The organism is Lichenicola sp. GTC18331 (assembly GCF_055386855.1).
Map to the genome: position 1 here is coordinate 841,797 of NZ_AP045015.1, position 18,926 is coordinate 860,722.

Genomic DNA, 18,926 nt, shown 5'->3' on the forward strand with positions numbered 1-18,926 from the left:
ACCCGGCATGAGTACCCGGATGCGGGTCGCGGTGCTGATCAGCGGCCGCGGCTCCAACATGGAAGCCCTGATCGAGGCCGCGCGCGATCCGGCGTTTCCGGCCGAGATCGCCCTGGTGTTGAGCAACAAGCCGGATGCGGCGGGGCTGGAAACGGCACGCGCGGCCGGGATCGCGACAGCGGCGATCGACCACCGGCCATTCAGGGGCAACCGCGAGGCGCATGAGCGGGCGATCGATGCGGTGCTGGAAGCGGCCGGGATCGAATGCGTCTGCCTTGCCGGCTACATGCGCCTGCTGACGCCGTTCCTGTGCGGACGCTGGGCCGGGCGGATGCTGAACATCCATCCGAGCCTGCTGCCGGCCTATCCCGGGCTGCACACGCATGAGCGCGTGCTGAAAGCGGGCGAGACGCAGCATGGCTGCACCGTGCATCTGGTGACGGAGGTGATGGACGAGGGGCCGATACTGGGACAGGCGGCGGTGCCGGTGCTGGACGGCGACACGCCGGAGATTCTGGCCGCGCGTGTGCTGGCGGAGGAGCATCGGCTGTATCCGGCGATGCTGGCGCGGCATGTGATGGGTGCGCGGCCGGAGGCCGTTTGATGTCAAACGATATTGTGCGTTTGGTGTCGGCCCGGTCGGCGATGGCCCGACAGCCGGCCGGTTTCGCGGTCTGCCGCTGATCCCGACGACCGGGCCCTGATATTCATGTTCGGCGAGGACGTTGGTCTACTTCGGTCCCGTGCGATCACCGTGCCGGGGATCCTGGCGCTTCTGTTTCTGGTCTACGCATCCGTTGCGATACCGCTGATCGCCGTGTTGATGCCACCCTTCCAGGCGGCCGACGAGCTGAACCATGCCGAACGCGCCGACCAAGTCGCGCTCGGGACCCTCATCGCCAAACGGAGCGCGGACGGCGTGTCCGCAGGCGGTCCGGTTCATGTCGGTCCGAGCCTGTTGTCCGCGCCGTTCGATCCGGTTCGGTTTCATCCAAGAACCAAGGTGACGGCGGCCATGAACGCCGCCCTGGCCACGCCGTGGGGCGGCCTTTCGCTGCGGGAATTTTCCAACACGGCGATCTACCCACCGTTTTTCTATCTTCCCGCTAGCGTGGGCCTTTCAGCCGGTCGATGGCTGCACCTGTCCGTGTGGCACGCGTTGATCCTGGGACGTCTCACGAACGGGTTGGCCAGCGTGCTGCTGGTGGGGATCGCGATCGTCCTTTCCGGCCGGTTCGCTCCGTTGCTGTTCACCTTATCCTGCCTGCCAATGAGCCTGGCGTTGTTCGCCGCCGTCTCGCAGGACGGACCGATGATCGCATCCGCCGCTCTGGGCAGCGTCATACTGAGCCGCCGCCCCGGAACCGTTCGAACCTTCTGGACAGGCTCCGTGCTTGTTGCGCTGGTGGCGATGGCGCGGCCGGCTTATCTGCCGCTCTGCCTCGTCCCGTTATTCGCGACCGGGCAGCGTTGGTGGCTGCGGGCGCTTGGCGGCGGCATGATCGCAGGCGCTGCGGCGATTTGGGCGATGATGATGAGAGCGTGGGTGATGCCGCTCCCTGCGTCGCACCATATCGCGGCGCAGATCGCGGCGATCCGCGCCGATCCGCATCTGCCCATCCTGCTGGCCCATACCAGCCTGAACAGGGAACTGGTGGAGGGTTTTCCATCCGGGCGCGAGTTCATCGGCGTGCTGGGGTGGCTCGATACGACCTTTCCCAACCCGTACTACGCGCTGACCGGGTGCGTTCTGCTCGTTGCGGCCGCAGTGTCCGGGACCCGTCGCAATGTCTGGACCGCAACCGGCGCGGCCCTGATCGTTCTTGGCAGCATCGTCTGCATCTACGCCGCGCAATACCTGAGCTGGAGCGGCATCGGCAGCGCCTTCATCGACGGGGTACAGGGGCGGTACTTCCTGCCCCTTGCCCCGTTTCTCGTGTTCGTTTTGCCTGCCGTCGGATGGAAAACGCCCCGTATCGCTCTGGCCGGCATAGCGCTTTATCCCTGCCTGACGGTCGCTCTCACGGCGAGGGCCATTGTCATCCGATACGGCCTCGGCTGATCGGGTTCATTGGGGGTCAGACGTAGTAGCGCCGCACCACGGCCACGATCGTCAGCACCATCGATACCGTCGGATAGGCCAGCAGCAGAAGCCGGAGCGGTTGAAGGCACGCGTCCAGGCGATGCGAGCCGATACGGGGAAGAAACAAGGGCACCAAGATCAGGATTGGCAGGAAATACCGGCCCTGCACGCCGTCCACGAATGGGAAGCCGACCGGCGTCCAAGTTAGATATAGTAGCAGAAAAATCAGAATAACCGCGATTGATGCCGCGAGCGCGACGATCCCCTGGGCTCTCGGGCGCAGCAACGGGCGCGTAACCGCCGACGTCACGACGAGCGCCGAAACGAGCATGGTGGTCGAAAGCGCGTAGAACCAGGGCGGCATGCGGGTATCGATCCAGCCCAGCACGCCGATCATCTCATGCAGATAGCTCTCTCCTTCCATGCCCTGACGCCCGGCGAAGGTGTTCCATGCGAGCGGTGCGAGGCGGCCCGGGTGGGTGAGCAGCGCGGCCAGTTGCGTACCCGGCGCTACGCCGCGCGCTGCCGAACCATTGGTTATGGTGACCATCATGGTGAGCAGCGACCAGCCGCCGATCCCACAGAGGATGAACAGGCTGCCTGCCGCCCGCGCACGACGCGAAAACCCGGGCAACAGCAGCGGCAACACCGCGAAGGGCGCATAGGCCGGGCGGCCGAGACCCAGCATCAGTAGGCACAAACAGAAACAGACGAACGCGACTCGCTTTGCACGCTCGGACATTGCACCGATCCGGTTCACCAGACCGACGCAACCGGCTGCTGCCGTCAGCATCCAACCATCCTGCGACACCGACGCGAAAAGGGACAGCACCATCGGCAGGCTGAGGACCAGCAACAGGAACAGGGCCGTCTCGCCGGCTGCCGCAATGGCGAGGCTACCGAGCAGGACGCAAGACATACCTGTCGCCATGCGCGACAGCACCAACGTTCGGACGATCGAAAGGTGTAGCAGCTTTCCGGTCCAAATCCCGATGACCGACGGCAGATAAAGCAGGGGCGCATAGACCGCTGTGTTGAGAAAGTTCAGCCGTTCGCCACCATGCCATGCGATCGCGTTCGCATCGCGGAGCATGGTTTCACTGACTTTGCGTTCCGGATGGAAGCGCACGGCGCCGATGATGTCATCGACCGCATTAATACCCGGATCGGTCATACCGCCGGACGATGATGGACCTGCGAAACGGGTGGCAATCAATCCAAACCGGGAAATCTGATCGGCGCGTTCGAAATGGTTGTACTCGTCCGAGTTCTCGAAAGGAGGAACCAGAATCGCCAACAGCAGGACCACAAGCGACGCCTGCAAGGCAAACACCGTTGCAAGGCGACGCGGAGACAAAAGCAGCCGACTCTGCAAGCCAGAAAGGAGGTCGATCATTGGAATACTGGCAGTGCTGACTGTCTCATGAGGAGAACCGCAATTGCCTGTTTGGTCGGGCCACGATCCTGCCCTGACTACGTGACGACACATTGTTCATGAACATTCATCACTGAATAGCCGTACCGACCGCAATCTCGACGCATGCAGGCGGTAATTGATCGATGTCTGCAAAACTCCAAATCCATAGACAACCGATCGCTTAAGATCGATCGAGGACGCTTCCGGAAAGTATTTTGTTGGGCACGAGATTTCGCCGATCCGGAAGCCGAGGGCGAGGGCCTGGGCCAGCATCTGGTTGTCGAACACGAAATCATCCGAACAACGATCGAGCGGCAGGCGTTCGAGCACCGTGCGGCTCCAGGCGCGATAGCCGGTGTGATATTCGGAGAGCTTGGCGCCCATCAGCAGGTTCTGCGTGAGGGTCAAAGCGCGGTTCGCGACGTATTTGTAGCGCGGCATTCCGCCGGCCAGCGCGCCCTTGCCCAGGATGCGCGAGGCGAGAACGCCGTCGTACTGTCCGGATGACAGCATCGCGGCCATCGCCGGCACTAGGGTCGGCGTATACTGGTAGTCTGGATGCAGCATGACGACGATATCGGCGCCGCGATCGAGAGCGGCTGCGTAGCAGGTCTTCTGGTTGCCGCCGTAGCCGCGATTATGGTCGTGACGGATGACATGCAGGCCGAGGGTTTCGGCGATGCGCACCGTGTCGTCGCGGCTGGCGTCGTCGCACAGGATCACGTCGTCGACGACGTCGCGCGGGATTTCGGCGCATGTGCGTTCCAGGGTCAGCGCGGCGTTGTAGGCCGGCAGCACGACGGCGACCCGCCGCTGAGCGATCATCGCTGAGCCCCCTCCTCTGTCCCGCGCATCGTCATAAACGCAGGCGGCCGGACGCCAAGATTACCGTCGCGCCCTGATCAACACCATGCCCGCGGCGGCACAGAGGAGATTCACCAAGGCCAGATACCAGGACGGCGAAGCCGGATCGCCGGTCCAGTGGATCAGGAAGGTGAACACGATCTGCGCCGTGCCGCCGAACACGGAGATGCCCAGCGCGTAGAGGAGGCCGAACCCTGTGCTGCGTTTCTGGGCCGGGAACAGTTCCAGCAGCAGGCGCAGGCTTGCCGCGAAGCTGCCGACCTGAAGCAGCGTGATCGTCGCCGTGACCAGAGCAAAGCTCCACCAGGCGGGAGCGAATTGCAGCAGCGCCAGCATCGGCGCGATCAGCAGGCCGAGCAGGATTCGCGGCAGCACGACGATCGGGAACAGGCCGATCCTGTCCGACAGCGCGCCTCCGCCGAGGGCTGCTGCGGTGCCGACCACGCCCGCGATCACCGTGCCGAGAAAGGAGATGGTTTCCGGCAGGTGCAGCGACGTGAGGGCGTAGGTGGTGACGTAGTTGATAAAATACTGGCTGACGGTTCCGGCGATCACCAGCATGGTGGCGCAGGCGAGCGCGAGTCCGCCGGACTGGAACAGGGATGCGTCGGACAAAGCGGTTTCCGGCGGATGCGGCGCTTCCTCCATGCCACGACGCAGCATCATGCCGACCGGGACCACCAGGACGCCCAGGGCGAACGGAATGCGCCAGCCCCAGTCGTTCATGGTGGCTTCGCCGCCCAGAAGGATGCTGAGGAAGCCGATCGAACCGGCGAGCAGCACCGCCAGCATCTGGCTGGCGGACTGCCAGGAGGCGTAGTAGCCGCGCCGGTCCGGTGGAGCGTTTTCCATCAGGAAGGCGGTGGCGGGGCCGGCTTCCGCGCCCCATGCGATGCCCTGGATCATGCGCGCGATCAGCAGCAGCACGGGGGCTGCGACGCCCAGCGTGGCGTAGCCCGGAAGGACGGCGATGGTGAGGCTGCCCAGGCCCATCAGGCCGAGCGATGCGATCATGCCTGCGCGCCGGCCTTGGCGATCGGCCAGGATGCCGATCAGCAGCGCGCCAAGCGGTCTGGTGACGAAGCCGACGCCGAATGTGGCGACGGACAGGAGCAGGCTGAGATAGGCGTCTTTGGACGGAAAGAAGCATCGTCCGATCGCCACGGCGAAGGTGCCGTAGGCGATGAAGTCGAACACCTCCAGCAGGTTGCCGAACACGGCGGCGGCGACTGAGGTGGCCCCCAAACGGGGAACGGCGCCCGCATCGGCCGCGAGACCGGATGCGGGCGCCTCCGGGATCAGGGCAGGATCTCGGTGCCGGCGAAGAAGAACGCGATCTCGGTCGCGGCATTCTCCAGGCTGTCCGACCCGTGCACCGAGTTCGCCTCGATGCTTTCCGCGAACTGCGCGCGCACGGTGTGCGGCTCGGCCTTCTTCGGGTCGGTCGCGCCCATCACGCCGCGATGCGCCAGAACGGCGTTCTCGCCTTCGAGAACCTGCACCACCACCGGCGCGGAGATCATCGACGCGACGAGGCTGCCGTAGAACGGGCGCTCCTTGTGCACGGCATAGAACTGGCCGGCGGTCGCTTCGGTGAGCTGGATGCGCTTCTGGGCGACGATGCGGAGGCCCGCGTCTTCGAACAGGGCGTTGATCTTGCCGGTGAGGTTGCGACGGGTCGCGTCCGGCTTCAGAATCGACAGAGTACGCTCGATCGCCATGGTGCATCTCCTGGTGCGATGATGAGGTTGGGCGCGGCTTAGAGCAAATCGGGGCTGACGGCTACTCTGTCCCCCAATCTTCAAGAGCCGGAGCATTCCGCATGCGCCTGATCGGACGGTACGACTCTCCCTATGTGCGGCGGGTGGCGATTTCGCTGCATCTTCTGGGGATGAGGTTCGAGCACGATGCGTTGTCCGTGTTCCAGGACTACGATCGTTTCAGCGCCATCAACCCGTCTGTGAAGGCGCCGACCCTGGTTCTGGACGACGGCACCGTTCTGTTCGAGTCCGGTTTGATCCTCGATTATCTCGAACGGATCGCACCTGCCGGACGGTCTCTGATGCCTGCGGACCAGGCTTCGATCCCGACGGCGCTGCGCCTGATCGCACTGGCGCTCGCGGTTTGCGAGAAGAGCGTGCAGATCGCCTACGAGACCAATCTGCGTCCGGCCGAGAAGCGGCATGCGCCCTGGCTCGACCGTGTCCGCAAGCAGCTCGACGCCAGCCTGGAAATGCTGGAACACGGCGTGTCCGGCCCGGAAGCGTGGTTGTTCGGCGATGCGCCGTCGCAGCCGGCCGTTTCGGCCGCGGTCGGCTGGCGGTTCGCCCGGAAGGTCGCTCCGGACGCGGCCGATCCCGCCCGGTTTCCCCGCCTCTCCGCATGGTCGGAGCGCGCCGAGGCGACGGATGCGTTTCTCCGTGCGCCGCTCGGCTGAGGGGAGCTGCGACCGAAGATTGGCGTCCGCTGCCGCCGCGACTAGAACGGCGGTAGCTTCCGTTCGGAGCCATCTCGTCCTGCCACGGAGCGGTTCTTGAGCCTTCTCGTCATCTCTTCCCTGACCTTGCGCATCGCCGGACGCACCCTGCTCGACGGTGCGGATCTGTCGGTGGAGCCCGGGCGCCGGATTGGGCTGGTGGGGCGCAACGGGGCCGGCAAATCGACGCTTCTGGCCGCGATCGCCGGCGACATCGCGCCCGATGGCGGCGAGATCCGCTTGTCCAGCCGGGCGCGCATGGCGCGCATCAAGCAGGAAGCGCCGGCCGGTCAAGGCAGTCTGATCGACACCGTCCTGTCCGGCGACGAGGAGCGCACTGCGCTGCTGGCGGAGGCCGAGACGGCCGCCGATGCCGCGCGTCTGGCCGATATCCATGAGCGTCTGCGGACGATCGGCGCGGACAGCGCGCCCGCGCGCGCGGCGGCGATCCTGAGCGGTCTCGGCTTCGATGCCGACGCGCAGGCGCGGCCGGTGGATGATTTCTCCGGCGGCTGGCGGATGCGCGTGGCGCTCGCGACCGCCTTGTTCCTGAACCCCGATCTGCTGCTTCTGGACGAGCCGACCAACCATCTCGATCTGGAAGCGACGCTCTGGCTCGAATCCTGGCTGGCGAAGTTTCCCGGCGCCGCACTGATCGTGTCGCACGACCGCGGGCTGCTGGACCGCGCGGTGGAGGCGATCGCGCATCTGGATCGCGGCAAGCTGTCTCTGACCCCGGGTGGCTATGACGAGTTCGTCCGCATCCGCACCGAACAGGCGTTGCAGCAGAACCGTGCCGCCGAGCGCATCGCGGCGCAGCGCGCGCATATGCAGTCCTTCGTGGACCGGTTCCGCGCCAAAGCGACCAAGGCGCGTCAGGCGCAGGCCCGTTTGAAGGCGCTGGAAAAGCTGCCGGCCCTGGAATCGGTGGTGGAGGACACGCCGACCCGGTTCAACTTTCCCGAGCCCGCCGCGCTGGCGCCGCCGATGCTGATGCTGGACCGGGCGACTGCGGGGTATGACGGGCGTGTCGTTCTGGGCTCCATGTCGCTGCGGATCGACATGGAGGATCGGATCGCGCTGCTGGGCGCCAACGGCAACGGCAAATCCACCTTCGCCAAGCTGATCGCCGGACGGTTGCCGCCGCTGTCCGGCACGATCCAGCACAGCCCCAAGCTGCGCGTCGGGTATTTCGCCCAGCATCAGGCCGAGGAGTTGTTGCCGGACGAAAGCCCCGTGCAGCATCTGGCCCGTGCGCAGCCGCAGGCCTTGCCCACCGCCTTGCGTGCGCAAGCGGCCCGGTTCGGCCTCGACGCCACCAAGGCGGACACGCCGACGCGCGACCTGTCCGGCGGCGAAAAGGCGCGTCTGTTGCTGGCTCTGGCCACACGCGACGCCCCGCAATTGCTGATCCTGGACGAGCCGACCAACCATCTCGATCTGGATGCGCGCGAGGCGCTAATCCGGGCCCTGGCGGCGTTCAGCGGCGCCGTGCTGCTGATCAGCCACGACCCGCATCTGGTGGAGCTGGTTGCGGACCGGCTCTGGTTGGTGGGCGACGGCCGTGTGCAGCCGTTCGAGGGCGACATGGCGGAATATCGCGTCTGGCTGGCGGAGCGTGCCCGTGCCGCCGCCAAGGGGGCCGCCGCCGAGCCCGGGAACCGCGCCCAGCCGGCGCGCGCGGAGGAGCGGCGCGACCGGGCGGAGCAGCGCAAGGCGATGGCGCCGGTGCGCAAGCGGGCCAAGGACGCGGAGGCGCTTCTGGCCAAGCTGGCGCAGGAACGGGCCAGGCTGGAAGAGCGCCTGGCCGATCCGAAACTCTATGCCGGAGGCAAGACGGAGGAGATCACCCGCGCGAATACCCGTCTGGCGGCCATCGCCAGGGAAGCGGAGGAGGCCGAGACGGTCTGGCTGGAGGCGGAAGCGGAGCTGGAAGCCGCGAACTGATGCGGCCCCGTTAATCGGAAATTCATGGTTCCCGCCTATGGTTCGTGGCCATGGAAACTCCCTTGCCGGCTTCGACCTTGTCCAACGCCGCGAGCGGCGCCTGTGCCGGGTGCGGCGAGCGCGGGGGCACGGATGCGCGGTTCGCGCAGCCGATCCGCATGGCCTTCCAGCCCATCGTCGATCGAACCGGCAGGGTGTTCGCCCAGGAGGCGCTGGTTCGCGGTGAAGGCGGCGAAGGCGCGGCGTTCATTCTGTCGCAGGTGACGGACCGGAACCGCTACGCCTTCGATCAGCTCTGCCGCACCACGGCGATCCGCCGCGCCGCCGAACTCGGGCTTGGCGCGAGCGGCGCGCTATTGGCCATCAACTTCAATCCCAACGCGATCTACGAACCCACGCGCTGTATCAACAGCAGCCTGGCGGCGGCACGGCTCCACGGCATACCGAGCCATGCCCTGATGTTCGAAGTGACGGAGCAGGAGCCGCTCAGCGATCCTGCCCATCTGCGCGCGATCCTGACCGCCTACCGTGCGCTCGGCTTCAAGGTGGCGCTGGACGATTTCGGTTCGGGCTACGCCAATTTCGACATTCTGGCCGATGTTCGGCCCGACATCGTCAAACTCGACATGAAGCTGGTGCGCGGCCTGGACGGCGATTGCGGACGCCGGCTGATCGTGTCCGGGATCGCCCGCATGCTGGAAACGCTCGGCATCGCCATGATCGCCGAGGGGATCGAGACCTGGGACGAGTATCAGGCCCTGCTCGATATCGGCGTCTCGCTGTTCCAGGGGTTCCTGTTCGCGCGGCCGGCATTCGACGCGTTCGCGACGGTCGCCATGCCGTTTGCCGACACCGCGCCGGAGCCTTTCGCCATCATCGCGGCCTGAACCTGAGCCTGATCAGCCGAACAAGCATTCCACGATCAGGTCCGCGGCGTCTTCCGCGCTCATGCTCGCCGTGTCGACGGTGATCTCGGCGTGCTCCGGCGGTTCGTAGGGACTGTCGATGCCGGTGAAATTACGCAGCTCGCCGCTACGGGCCTTGGCATAGAGGCCCTTCACGTCTCGACGCTCCGCTTCGGCGAGCGGCGTATCGACATGGATCTCGACGAATTCGCCCTGCGCCATCAGATCGCGCACCATCCGCCGTTCGGCGCGGAACGGCGAGATGAAGGCGGTCAGCACGATCAGCCCGGCATCCGCCATCAACCGCGCCACCTCGCCGACGCGGCGGATGTTCTCCACCCGGTCGGCGTCGGTGAAACCGAGATCGCGGCACAAGCCATGGCGGATGTTGTCGCCGTCCAGCAGGAAGGTATGACGGCCGGCGGCGTGCAGCTTCTTTTCCACCAGGTTGGCGATGGTGGATTTGCCGGCACCGGACAGGCCGGTGAACCACAGCACGCGAGGCTGCTGGCCTTTCAGGGCGGCATGCGCGGCGCGATCGACCTCCAGCGCCTGCCAGTGCACGTTCGATGCCCGTCGGAGCGCGAAATGCAGCAGTCCGGCGGCGACGGTGGCGTTGGATATCTTGTCGACGAGGATGAAGCCGCCGAGAGAGCGGCTGTCGGCATAGGGCTCGAACACCAGGGGCCGGTCGGTGGACAAGTTGGCGACGCCGATCGCGTTCAGCTCCAGCGTCTTGGCCGGCATCTGCGCCATGGTGTTGACGTTGACCTGATATTTGGGCGCCTGGATCTGCGCCGACACGGTCTGGGTCGCGAGCTTCAACAGATAGGAGCGGCCGGGCAGCATCGGCTCGTCGGCCATCCACACGATGGTGGCCTCGAACTGATCGGCGCTTTGCGGCGGGGCGGATGCGGCCGCCAGCACGTCGCCACGCGAGCAATCGACCTCGTCGGCAAGCGTCAGCGTCACGGATTGTCCGGCGACCGCCAGGGACAGGTCGCCGTCGAAGGTGACGATGCGCGACACACGCGTTTCGCGTCCCGACGGCAGCACGCGCACGCGGTCGCCCGGACGGACGGTGCCTGCGGCGATCAGACCGCTGAAGCCGCGGAAATTCGGATCGGGCCGCTTCACCATCTGCACCGGCAGGCGAAACGGCATCGCCTGTTCCGACACCTCGTCGAGCGGCACCGTTTCCAGATGCTCGATCAGGCATGGCCCGTCGTACCAGGGCATACTGGACGCGCGCGTCGCGATGTTGTCGCCAGCCAATCCGGAGATCGGCATCGGCACGAAGCTCTCGATGCCGATAGAAGCGGCGAAGGCGGCATAATCCGCGACGATCGCGTCGTAGGCAGCCTGATCGTAGCCGATCAGGTCCATCTTGTTCACCGCCAGCACCAGATTGCGGATGCCGATCAGGTGGGCGAGATAGGAATGGCGCCGGGTCTGTGTCAGCACGCCCTTTCGGGCGTCGATCAGGATCACGGCCAGATCGGCGGTGGACGCGCCCGTGACCATGTTGCGCGTGTACTGCTCGTGGCCGGGCGTGTCGGCGACGATGAACTTGCGTTTCTCCGTCGCGAAGAAACGATAGGCGACGTCGATGGTGATGCCCTGTTCGCGTTCGGCTGCGAGACCGTCCACCAGCAGGGCGAAATCGATCCCGCCGCTCTGCGTGCCGACGCGGCGGCTGTCGGCCTCCAGCACGGCGAGCTGATCGTCGAAGATCATCTTGCTGTCGTAGAGGAGACGGCCGATCAGGGTCGACTTGCCGTCATCCACGGAGCCGCAGGTGATGAAGCGCAGCAGTGATTTGCGGCGATGCAGTTCCAGATAGGCGTCGATGTCGTCGGCGATCAGCGCGTCGGTGCGATAGGAGGGGGTGTCGGACATCAGAAATACCCCTCCTGTTTCTTCTTCTCCATGGATGCACCGGCATCCTTGTCGATCGCCCGGCCCTGCCTCTCGCTGGTCGTGGTGAGCAGCATCTCCTGGATCACCTCGGACAGGGTCGCCGCCTTGCTTTCCACCGCACCGGTCAGCGGATAGCAGCCGAGCGTGCGGAAGCGGATCGAGCGCTGCACCGGAACCTCGCCGGGCATCAGGCGGAAACGATCGTCGTCGACCATCAGCAGCATGCCGTCGCGTTCCACCGTGGGGCGGGGCGCCGCGAAATAGAGCGGCACGATCGGGATCGATTCGAGCTGGATGTATTGCCAGATGTCGAGCTCGGTCCAGTTCGACAGCGGGAACACGCGCACGCTTTCGCCCTTGTTCTTGCGGGCGTTGTAGAGCCGCCAGAGTTCGGGGCGCTGCGTCTTCGGATCCCAGCGATGGTTGGCAGAGCGGAACGAGAAGATCCGTTCCTTGGCGCGGCTTTTCTCCTCGTCGCGCCGTGCGCCGCCGAACGCCGCGTCGAAACCGTGCAGGTCGAGCGCCTGCTTCAGCCCTTCGGTCTTCCACATGTCGGTGTGCAGGGCGCCGTGGTCGAACGGGTTGATGCCGCGCGCGACGGCGTCGGGGTTGCGATGCACCAGCAGCTCCATGCCGCTTTCCGCTGCCATGCGGTCGCGCAGCCGGTACATCTCCTGGAATTTCCAGGTGGTATCGACATGCAGAAGCGGAAACGGCGGCGGGGCGGGATAGAAGGCCTTGCGCGCCAGATGCAGCATCACCGCGCTGTCCTTGCCGACCGAATACAGCATCACCGGACGCTCGGCCTCGGCCATCACCTCCTGCATGATGTGAATGCTGTCCGCTTCCAAGCGCTGCAGATGGCTCAGCGAAACGGGCGACGGTTCCACCCGGAGGGCTTGAACGGACACGCGATATCCTTGTGAACTTCGGGAGAGCAAGGCCGCACTCGGCCATCCTCCACATGGCGGCTTGGGGCGCCCGATGCCAAGAGCGTTTCACGCGCGTCTGCGTTTCGCGCAGCGGGCGGGACTTCCCGGTACCGGCTCCCGTCCCCCGGTGGACAGCGGCGGGCCCGGAGGTGCTAATGCCCGTATGCGTATACGCTTTCCCCGCTCCTCTTCGCGCCACTCCGAACACGATCCCGCGCCGATCCGCGTCGCGATCCTGACCGGGGGCTCGTCCGGCATCGGCCTGGGCGCAGCGCTCCGCTTCGCGTCCGAGGGCTGGCGGGTCGGGCTGATCTCGCGTTCGGCGGAGAACCTGTCCGCCGCCGCGCGGCTGATCCGGACCCGCGTGCCGGGTGCGGTGGTGGCGTCCGCACCGGCCGACGTCTCGGACGCCGACGCGCTCGCCTCCGCCGCCCGGACGCTCGCCGCGACCCTGGGGCCGATCGATTGCTGGGTGAATGCGGCCGGAAACGGCGTGTACGGGCGTTTCACCGATGTGCCGGAGGCCGAGTTCCGCCGGGTGACCGACGTGACCTATCACGGCACGGTCAACGGAACCCGCGTGGCGCTGGCGCATATGGGGCCGCGCAACGCCGGCACCATCGTCAATGTCTGCTCCGCCGTGGTGATCCATGGCGTGCCGCTGATGAGTTCCTATTCCGGCGCCAAGGCCGCGGTGCGGGCGTTCGGGCAGTCTCTGCAGCTCGAACTGAAGCTGCAGAAGAGCCGGGTGCGCATCTCCACCCTGTTGCCGCCGGCGATCAACACGCCGTTCTTCGATCATGCCGTGTCGCATATGGGTTTTCCGGCCCGCCCCGTGCCGCCGGTCTACAGCACCGATATCGCCGCACAGGGCGTGCTGCTCTGCGCGGCCGGACGCGGCGAACGTCGCCTGACCGGCGTGGTGAGCGCCTATGCGCTGATCGCGCGGATCTCCCCGGCTCTGGCGGAATTCCTGGTCGGCAAGAGCGAGTTCGGTTCGGAGATGCCGCGCGACGATCTGGCCCGCAAACCGGCGCCGACCTTGTTCGAGCCGCGGACCGAGACCGTGTCGCCGGACGGCTCCTTCGGCCGTCATGCGCGTGGCTGGAGCACGCAGCTGGCTCTGCTCGGGCTTCTGTCCCTATTGCGCGGGCCGGTCAGACGGCGCCGACGAGCCGCTCCGTTGCCGCCAGCACCCGTGCGCGCAACGCCGGGTCGAGCGCGCGCCGGTTCGGCAGCACGGGAATGCGCCTCTTCAGATAACAGCCGCTGATCCCGTCGAACGCCGGCGACAGGGCGGCATGCAGAAGCGTGTCCGCCCCCTCTTCCGGCGACAGGGCCACGCGTTTCAGGATGTGACGCCAGACCCACTGGTCGATGCCGCCGTTGCGGACCAGATCGGTCGCGACCAGACCGGGATGGGCGACGTTGATGCACACACCCCCTGCCCGCTCGGCGCCGGCCTGCTCGATGGCGACCATCAGCAAAGCGAGCTTGGAGCGGGCATAGGCGCGGGTCATGCGCCAGCCGGAGCGCAGTTCCAGATCGTCCGGGTCGATGCCGGAGCGATCGGCAGTGGAAGAGCCGGTGTGGACCACCCTGCCCCGTCCGGAGGCGCGCAGGGACGGCAACAGCGCCCGCGTGAGCACGAACGGCGCCAGATGGTTCACCGCCAGGGTCAGCTCGTGCCCTTCCGGTGTTTCGGTGCGCCGGGGCGACAGGATTCCGGCGTTGTTGATCAGCACCTCGAGAACGGGAGCCCGTTCGCGTATCTGGCGGGCGGCTTCGGCGGTCTCGCGCAACGAGGACAGATCGGCGCGGATCACGATCGGAGCCGGCCCGTTCGCCGCGATCGTCGTCGCCGTGTCGGCCAGGCGATGCGGGGTCCGGCCGATCAGGATCAGGCGCAGTCCGGCGCGGGCGAGGCCGAGCGCCACCGCATGGCCGATGCCGCTGGTCGCCCCGGTGACGACGGCGAACCGTTCCGCTGCAGCCATGGCCTCCCCCTTCTCCTACCGATCCGTCAACGACGAACACCGCCACGCCGCTTGATGCGGGGGCGGTGCTTTCGGACCGTGTCTGCCGCCGGGACGAGCCGGCGGCAGAGCGGAACGGCTCAGCGGCGCGCCTTGCGGGCGGCGTAGCGTGCGTCGCGTGCAGCTTTCTGCTGCAGCTTCAGCAGGGCCTCGGCGCGTGCGGCTTCCTGGGCGGCCAGCTCTTCTTCCTTGCGGCGCTGCGCTTCGGCGGCGAGAGCGGCTTCGCGCTCGGCGGCCAGACGCGCCTGCTCGGCGGCCTTTTCTTCGCGGCGCTTGGCCATACGGACCTCGCGCGCCTCGGCGATCGCCTTACGCTCTTCGGCCAGGGCCAGCATCTTCGGATCGTCCGCCGCGGGGCGGTTCTGGAACTTGGAGAGCAGTGCGCGCTTGGCATCGGCGGACGCGGACTGGCGCTCGTCGAACTTGTTTCCCTTGAAAATGGTCGTCACCCTCGGTGGTTGTGCCTCGCGGCAACGCTGAGATGGGTGCTGGAAGCACCGATGCAACGTCGCCCATCCGGGGCCGGCCCGGTCGAGGGGCTCCTAGCAGAAACGCGCGACCTCGGCGACAGGGAGTTCGGACACGCCGCCGCCCCTGACCGCAGGGACGTCATGCGGAAGGCGCAGACCGGCTCCCAAGCCGGTCAGTGCTGGAAGCGCGATGCCAGACCGTCCGACACCGGGCCGGCATTGGTGTAGGCGCTGCCGAACGGGGCGATATAGGCGCCGGTCTGGGTATCGTAGCCGTCCTTCTTGGTTTGATCGCCGGAGATCTTGTAGCGGCCCAGATGTGGCGCCGGCTTCTCCGGCGGCGGCCCCATCGGCGCGCCCGGCATCGGGGCGGGCTGGAACTTGTGCGAACGGCCGCGCACGGTGAGGCTCTCGTCGGAGGAACCGCCGGGGTTGGGGCCGAGCGGATGATCCACCACGGTGGAGCCCGGCGGCGGCACGGCGGAGGCCGCCTGCGCCCGGGCCCGCTCCGGAATCGCCGCGCAGACCATCAGAACGGCGCACGCCACCGCGCCCACACCGCCCAAATTGCGTTGTTCCATCGTCGTCGATCCTCGGTGCTTTCGTGTCTTCCCTAGCCCGTCCGGGCCGGAGCGACCAGTGCCGCACTGCGGAAACTGGCGGACGGGGATCGGCAGGCCCTGCCGCTCTCGGCGATGGTGGACGGGCGGCCGGGACGATGTTCGGCCTGACCGACCCGCCCCCCGGCCCGCGTTTGCACCTGCTTTAGGGCCCGCTCCTAGGCCAGCGCCGTGCGCACGGCGGCGATGACGCGCTCCACCTGGGCGTCGGTCAGTTCCGGCTGGATCGGCAGCGCCAGAATGCGCCCGGCCAGATCCTCCGACACCGGCAGGGACGCGCCGTCGTGGTGGGCGCGATAGGCCGGTTGAAGGTGAAGGGGGCGTGGGTAGTAGATCGCGGTCGGCACGCCGGCCTCACGCAGCGCGGCCTGAAGCGCGTCGCGCCGGCCGGTATCGGGCAGCAGCACCGCATACACCGCCCAGGCGCTCTCGCTGTCCGGCACACGCACCGGCACGTCGAGCACGTCGGCGAGCGCCTGGTCGTAGGCGGTGGCGATCTGTTCGCGACGGCGCAGCTCCTCCTCGAAGACGTCGAGCTTGGCCAGCAGGATCGCCGCCTGGAGCGTGTCGATGCGGCCGTTGATGCCGGTGCGCAGAACCTCGTAGCGCGTGTCGCCCTCGCCATGCGAGCGGAGCGACCGATAGAGTTTCGCGCGGGCGGCATCGTCGGTCAGCAGCGCGCCGCCATCGCCGTAGCCGCCCAGAGGCTTGGACGGGAAGAAGGAGATCGCGGTCGCATCCGCCTCGCGGCCGAGCTTGCGGCCGCCGGTCGCGCCGCCGAAGCTCTGCGCGCAATCGTCGAGCAGGAACATGCCGGTTTCGCCGGCGATGCGGCGCAGCGCGATCCAGTCCGCCGGCTGGCCGAACAGGTCGACGCCGATGATGGCGGCGGGGCGCAGGGTTCCGGCGGCGCGGATGTCGGCGATACGCGCTTCCAGGGCGTCGATGTCGATCTGGAAGGTGCGCGGATCGACATCCACGAACACCGGCACCGCGCCCAGCAGCAACGGCACCTCCGCGGTGGCGGTGTAGGTGAAGGCGGGCAGGAACACGGCGCAGCCCGGCCCGATGCCTTCGGCCATCATCGCGATCTGCAGCGCGTCGGTGCCGGAGCTGACCGCCACGCAATGGGCTGCGCCGCAATAGCCAGCGAGGCGCTCTTCCAGCTCGCCCACCTCCGGGCCCAACACGAACTGGCAATGCGCCAGCACCGCGTCCAGACGCGCCCGCAGCGCCGGTTCGATCCGCTTCTGCTGCGCCTTCAGATCGAGAAAGCTGATCGGCTCCTGGCTCATGCGGAAGCTCCTTCGGTTCGGGAAAGCCCAAGCGGGTTGTGCCGGAATTCCGGCACCAGGCGGTGCACGAGGTCGAACGCCGATGCATGATCCCCGGCGCGGCAGGAGTGGGCGATGCCGTCGAGCACGGCGCCCACCTCGAGAAGATCGACCATGCGCGGCTTGGCGATCAGCAGGCCGGGCTGTCCGGTCGGCAGCGGTGCCTCGCTGCCGTGGAACAGTTCCTCGAACAGCTTCTCGCCCGGTCGCAGGCCGGTGAAGCGGATCTCGATATCGCGGCCGGGCTGCAGGCCGGCGAGACGGATCATCTGACGCGCCAGATCGACGATCTTCACCGGCTGGCCCATGTCGAGCACGAAGATGCCGCCATCGGCCGTGATGTCACCGCTGCCCATGGCGCTGGCCTGGAGCACCAAGGAGACCGCTTCCGGCACCGTCATGAAATAGCGCTGCATCTCCGGATGGGTCACGGTGAGCGGGCCGCCGCGCTCGAGCTGCCGCCGGAACAGCGGCACCACGGAGCCGGTGCTGCCGAGCACGTTGCCGAAGCGCACGGTGATGCAGCGCATGCCGCCGTCGCGACGCGCCGCGACGTCGAGCGCCTGACAATACATCTCCGCCGCGCGCTTGGAGGCGCCCATCAGGCTGCTCGGATTGACCGCCTTGTCGGTGGAGATCAGCACCATGGCGCTGGTCCCGACCGCACGGGCCGCATCCGCGACCTGACGCGTGCCGACCACGTTGGTCAGCATGCCCTCGCCCGGATTGGCTTCCACGATCGGCACGTGTTTCAGCGCCGCGGCATGGAACACCAGCTCCGGCCTGTGCGTCTCGAACACGGCCTGAAGCCGTGCGGCGTCACGAATATCGGCCACCACGCCGGAGCGAACGAGCTCGGGATGTTTCTCGGCCAGCTCGATCTCGATCTGCCACAGCGCGAACTCGCCATGGTCGAGCAGGACCAGCTCGGACGGGTGCAAGGCAGCCAGCTGGCGCGCCAGTTCGGAACCGATCGAACCGCCGGCGCCGGTCACCAGAACGCGCCTGCCGCGCACCAGGGCCGAAAGCCCGGCCTGATCGAGAGAAACCGGCGGGCGGTTGAGCAGGTCCTCGATCGCCACCGGACGCAATTCGACGCGCGCGGCGGGGGACAGGGCGGTCGGATCCGGCACGCGGCCGACGGTGATGGCGTGCGCTTCCGCGGCGCGCAGCACGGCGGCCAGCTCCTCGCCACGCAGATCGGGGTCGGCGATCACCAGACCGTCCGGGCTGCGCTCCTTGCGGGCCAGACGCTCCAGCACGGCGGGCAGATCGGCCATCGTCCCCAGGATCGGGACGCCGTGGATGCGACGGCCGGGCTGATGCCGGCCGCGCGCCAGCAGCCCGACCACGCGCAATGGCGTGGCCTGTTCGCGGCGCACCGCGCGGATGAACAGATCGGCTGCCTCGTCCTTGCCCAGAAGGAGGACGCGCTGCGTACCGACGCGGCCGGCGAAGGGCCTGCCTTGGGACAGGCGATAAACGATGCGCAGCCCGCCAAGCAGAACCAGCAGCACCAGGGCATGGATGATCGGGAAGGTCGGTGTGGGCAGGCTGAAGCCGGTGGCCAGCAGCAGCAAGGCGAACAGGATCGCGCTGGCCACGGAGCCGCCGGCGATCGCCAGCAGATCGGCCACGCCGGAGAAACGCCAGTATTGCTGCTGCACGCGGAACGGCACGCCGCCGACGAGAAGCGTGATGGCGCCGCCGGCGACGAACCACAGCGGATGCAGAAGACCAGAGCGTGGATCGGCCAGCCAGCGGGCCAGGGGCGCACCGATCGCCGCCAGCGTGCCGTCCAGCGCCATGTTGACCAGGATGCGGTTCCAGGGCCGCATGCGGTCGCGCACGCTCGAACGCGGGCCGACCGCGCCGGCACCGGGCCAGGACGCTGGCGCAACGGTGACGGAGTCCGGCGGGCT

The 18,926-nt window shown here is 67.3% G+C and carries 17 protein-coding genes; 6 read left to right on the forward strand and 11 right to left on the reverse strand.

Annotation, left to right across the window (positions count from 1 at the left end; translation table 11 throughout):
* The first annotated feature begins 7 nt into the window (after window positions 1-7).
* Together purN and ACZ5BM_RS03915 are read left to right on the forward strand one after the other, a co-directional pair.
* Window positions 8-604, forward strand: coding sequence for a phosphoribosylglycinamide formyltransferase (gene purN, locus ACZ5BM_RS03910; RefSeq protein WP_498910060.1), 597 nt, complete (start codon window positions 8-10; stop codon window positions 602-604).
* Window positions 605-754: 150 nt separating this feature from the next.
* Window positions 755-2,062 (forward strand): DUF2142 domain-containing protein, encoded by a 1,308-nt coding sequence (locus ACZ5BM_RS03915; RefSeq protein WP_498910061.1) that lies wholly within the window; start codon window positions 755-757, stop codon window positions 2,060-2,062.
* Between the two features lie 16 nt (window positions 2,063-2,078).
* Here ACZ5BM_RS03915 and ACZ5BM_RS03920 read toward each other — a convergent pair whose 3' ends face one another.
* The 4 genes from ACZ5BM_RS03920 to ndk form a co-directional block, all read right to left on the reverse strand.
* Complete coding sequence (locus ACZ5BM_RS03920; protein ID WP_498910062.1) at window positions 2,079-3,479, reverse strand: DUF2142 domain-containing protein; 1,401 nt, start codon at window positions 3,477-3,479, stop codon at window positions 2,079-2,081.
* Window positions 3,480-3,575: 96 nt separating this feature from the next.
* Window positions 3,576-4,325: a glycosyltransferase family 2 protein gene (locus ACZ5BM_RS03925; RefSeq protein ID WP_498910063.1), complete on the reverse strand. Its 750-nt coding sequence runs from the start codon at window positions 4,323-4,325 to the stop codon at window positions 3,576-3,578.
* A 60-nt stretch (window positions 4,326-4,385) separates the two neighbouring features.
* Window positions 4,386-5,609 carry an MFS transporter gene (locus tag ACZ5BM_RS03930; protein WP_498910064.1) on the reverse strand — a complete coding sequence of 408 codons (1,224 nt, stop codon included), beginning with the start codon at window positions 5,607-5,609 and terminating at the stop codon, window positions 4,386-4,388.
* 53 nt (window positions 5,610-5,662) lie between these two features.
* Window positions 5,663-6,085, reverse strand: a complete 423-nt coding sequence (gene ndk / locus ACZ5BM_RS03935; RefSeq protein WP_498910065.1) for a nucleoside-diphosphate kinase — start codon at window positions 6,083-6,085, stop codon at window positions 5,663-5,665.
* A gap of 101 nt (window positions 6,086-6,186) precedes the next feature.
* Here ndk and ACZ5BM_RS03940 point away from each other — a divergent pair, with 101 nt between their 5' ends.
* The 3 genes from ACZ5BM_RS03940 (at window position 6,187) to ACZ5BM_RS03950 (ending at window position 9,674) form a co-directional block, all read left to right on the forward strand.
* Entirely contained in the window at window positions 6,187-6,801 is a 615-nt protein-coding gene (locus tag ACZ5BM_RS03940) for a glutathione S-transferase family protein (RefSeq protein WP_498910066.1), read from the forward strand.
* Window positions 6,802-6,897: 96 nt separating this feature from the next.
* A complete protein-coding gene (locus ACZ5BM_RS03945; RefSeq protein ID WP_498910067.1) occupies window positions 6,898-8,787 on the forward strand; it encodes an ABC-F family ATP-binding cassette domain-containing protein in 1,890 nt (629 codons plus the stop codon).
* A gap of 62 nt (window positions 8,788-8,849) precedes the next feature.
* Complete coding sequence (locus ACZ5BM_RS03950; RefSeq protein WP_498910068.1) at window positions 8,850-9,674, forward strand: EAL domain-containing protein; 825 nt, start codon at window positions 8,850-8,852, stop codon at window positions 9,672-9,674.
* 12 nt (window positions 9,675-9,686) lie between these two features.
* On the opposite strand, the gene cysN is transcribed toward ACZ5BM_RS03950, so the two are convergent.
* Both cysN and cysD read right to left on the reverse strand, forming a co-directional pair.
* Entirely contained in the window at window positions 9,687-11,591 is a 1,905-nt protein-coding gene (cysN, locus tag ACZ5BM_RS03955; protein WP_498910069.1) for a bifunctional sulfate adenylyltransferase subunit 1/adenylyl-sulfate kinase, read from the reverse strand.
* Window positions 11,591-12,523: a sulfate adenylyltransferase subunit CysD gene (cysD, locus tag ACZ5BM_RS03960; protein WP_498910070.1), complete on the reverse strand. Its 933-nt coding sequence runs from the start codon at window positions 12,521-12,523 to the stop codon at window positions 11,591-11,593. Before cysD ends, cysN begins: the two co-directional genes overlap by 1 nt.
* 184 nt (window positions 12,524-12,707) lie before the next feature.
* On the opposite strand from cysD, the gene ACZ5BM_RS03965 reads away from it, so the two are divergent.
* A complete protein-coding gene (locus ACZ5BM_RS03965; protein WP_498910071.1) occupies window positions 12,708-13,817 on the forward strand; it encodes an SDR family oxidoreductase in 1,110 nt (369 codons plus the stop codon).
* Here the strand turns inward: ACZ5BM_RS03965 and ACZ5BM_RS03970 are convergent.
* From ACZ5BM_RS03970 to ACZ5BM_RS03990, 5 genes are all read right to left on the reverse strand, one after another.
* Window positions 13,702-14,541 (reverse strand): Rossmann-fold NAD(P)-binding domain-containing protein, encoded by an 840-nt coding sequence (locus ACZ5BM_RS03970; protein ID WP_498910072.1) that lies wholly within the window; start codon window positions 14,539-14,541, stop codon window positions 13,702-13,704. The genes ACZ5BM_RS03965 and ACZ5BM_RS03970 overlap by 116 nt on opposite strands.
* A 119-nt stretch (window positions 14,542-14,660) precedes the next feature.
* On the reverse strand, window positions 14,661-15,029 hold the full coding sequence (locus ACZ5BM_RS03975) for a DUF6481 family protein (protein WP_498910073.1): 369 nt from the start codon (window positions 15,027-15,029) through the stop codon (window positions 14,661-14,663).
* A gap of 194 nt (window positions 15,030-15,223) precedes the next feature.
* On the reverse strand, window positions 15,224-15,631 hold the full coding sequence (locus tag ACZ5BM_RS03980) for a hypothetical protein (RefSeq protein ID WP_498910074.1): 408 nt from the start codon (window positions 15,629-15,631) through the stop codon (window positions 15,224-15,226).
* A 197-nt stretch (window positions 15,632-15,828) separates the two neighbouring features.
* Complete coding sequence (locus ACZ5BM_RS03985; protein ID WP_498910075.1) at window positions 15,829-16,965, reverse strand: DegT/DnrJ/EryC1/StrS family aminotransferase; 1,137 nt, start codon at window positions 16,963-16,965, stop codon at window positions 15,829-15,831.
* Complete coding sequence (locus tag ACZ5BM_RS03990; protein ID WP_498911476.1) at window positions 16,962-18,842, reverse strand: polysaccharide biosynthesis protein; 1,881 nt, start codon at window positions 18,840-18,842, stop codon at window positions 16,962-16,964. The genes ACZ5BM_RS03985 and ACZ5BM_RS03990 overlap by 4 nt, the downstream gene beginning before the upstream one ends.
* Window positions 18,843-18,926: the final 84 nt, after the last annotated feature.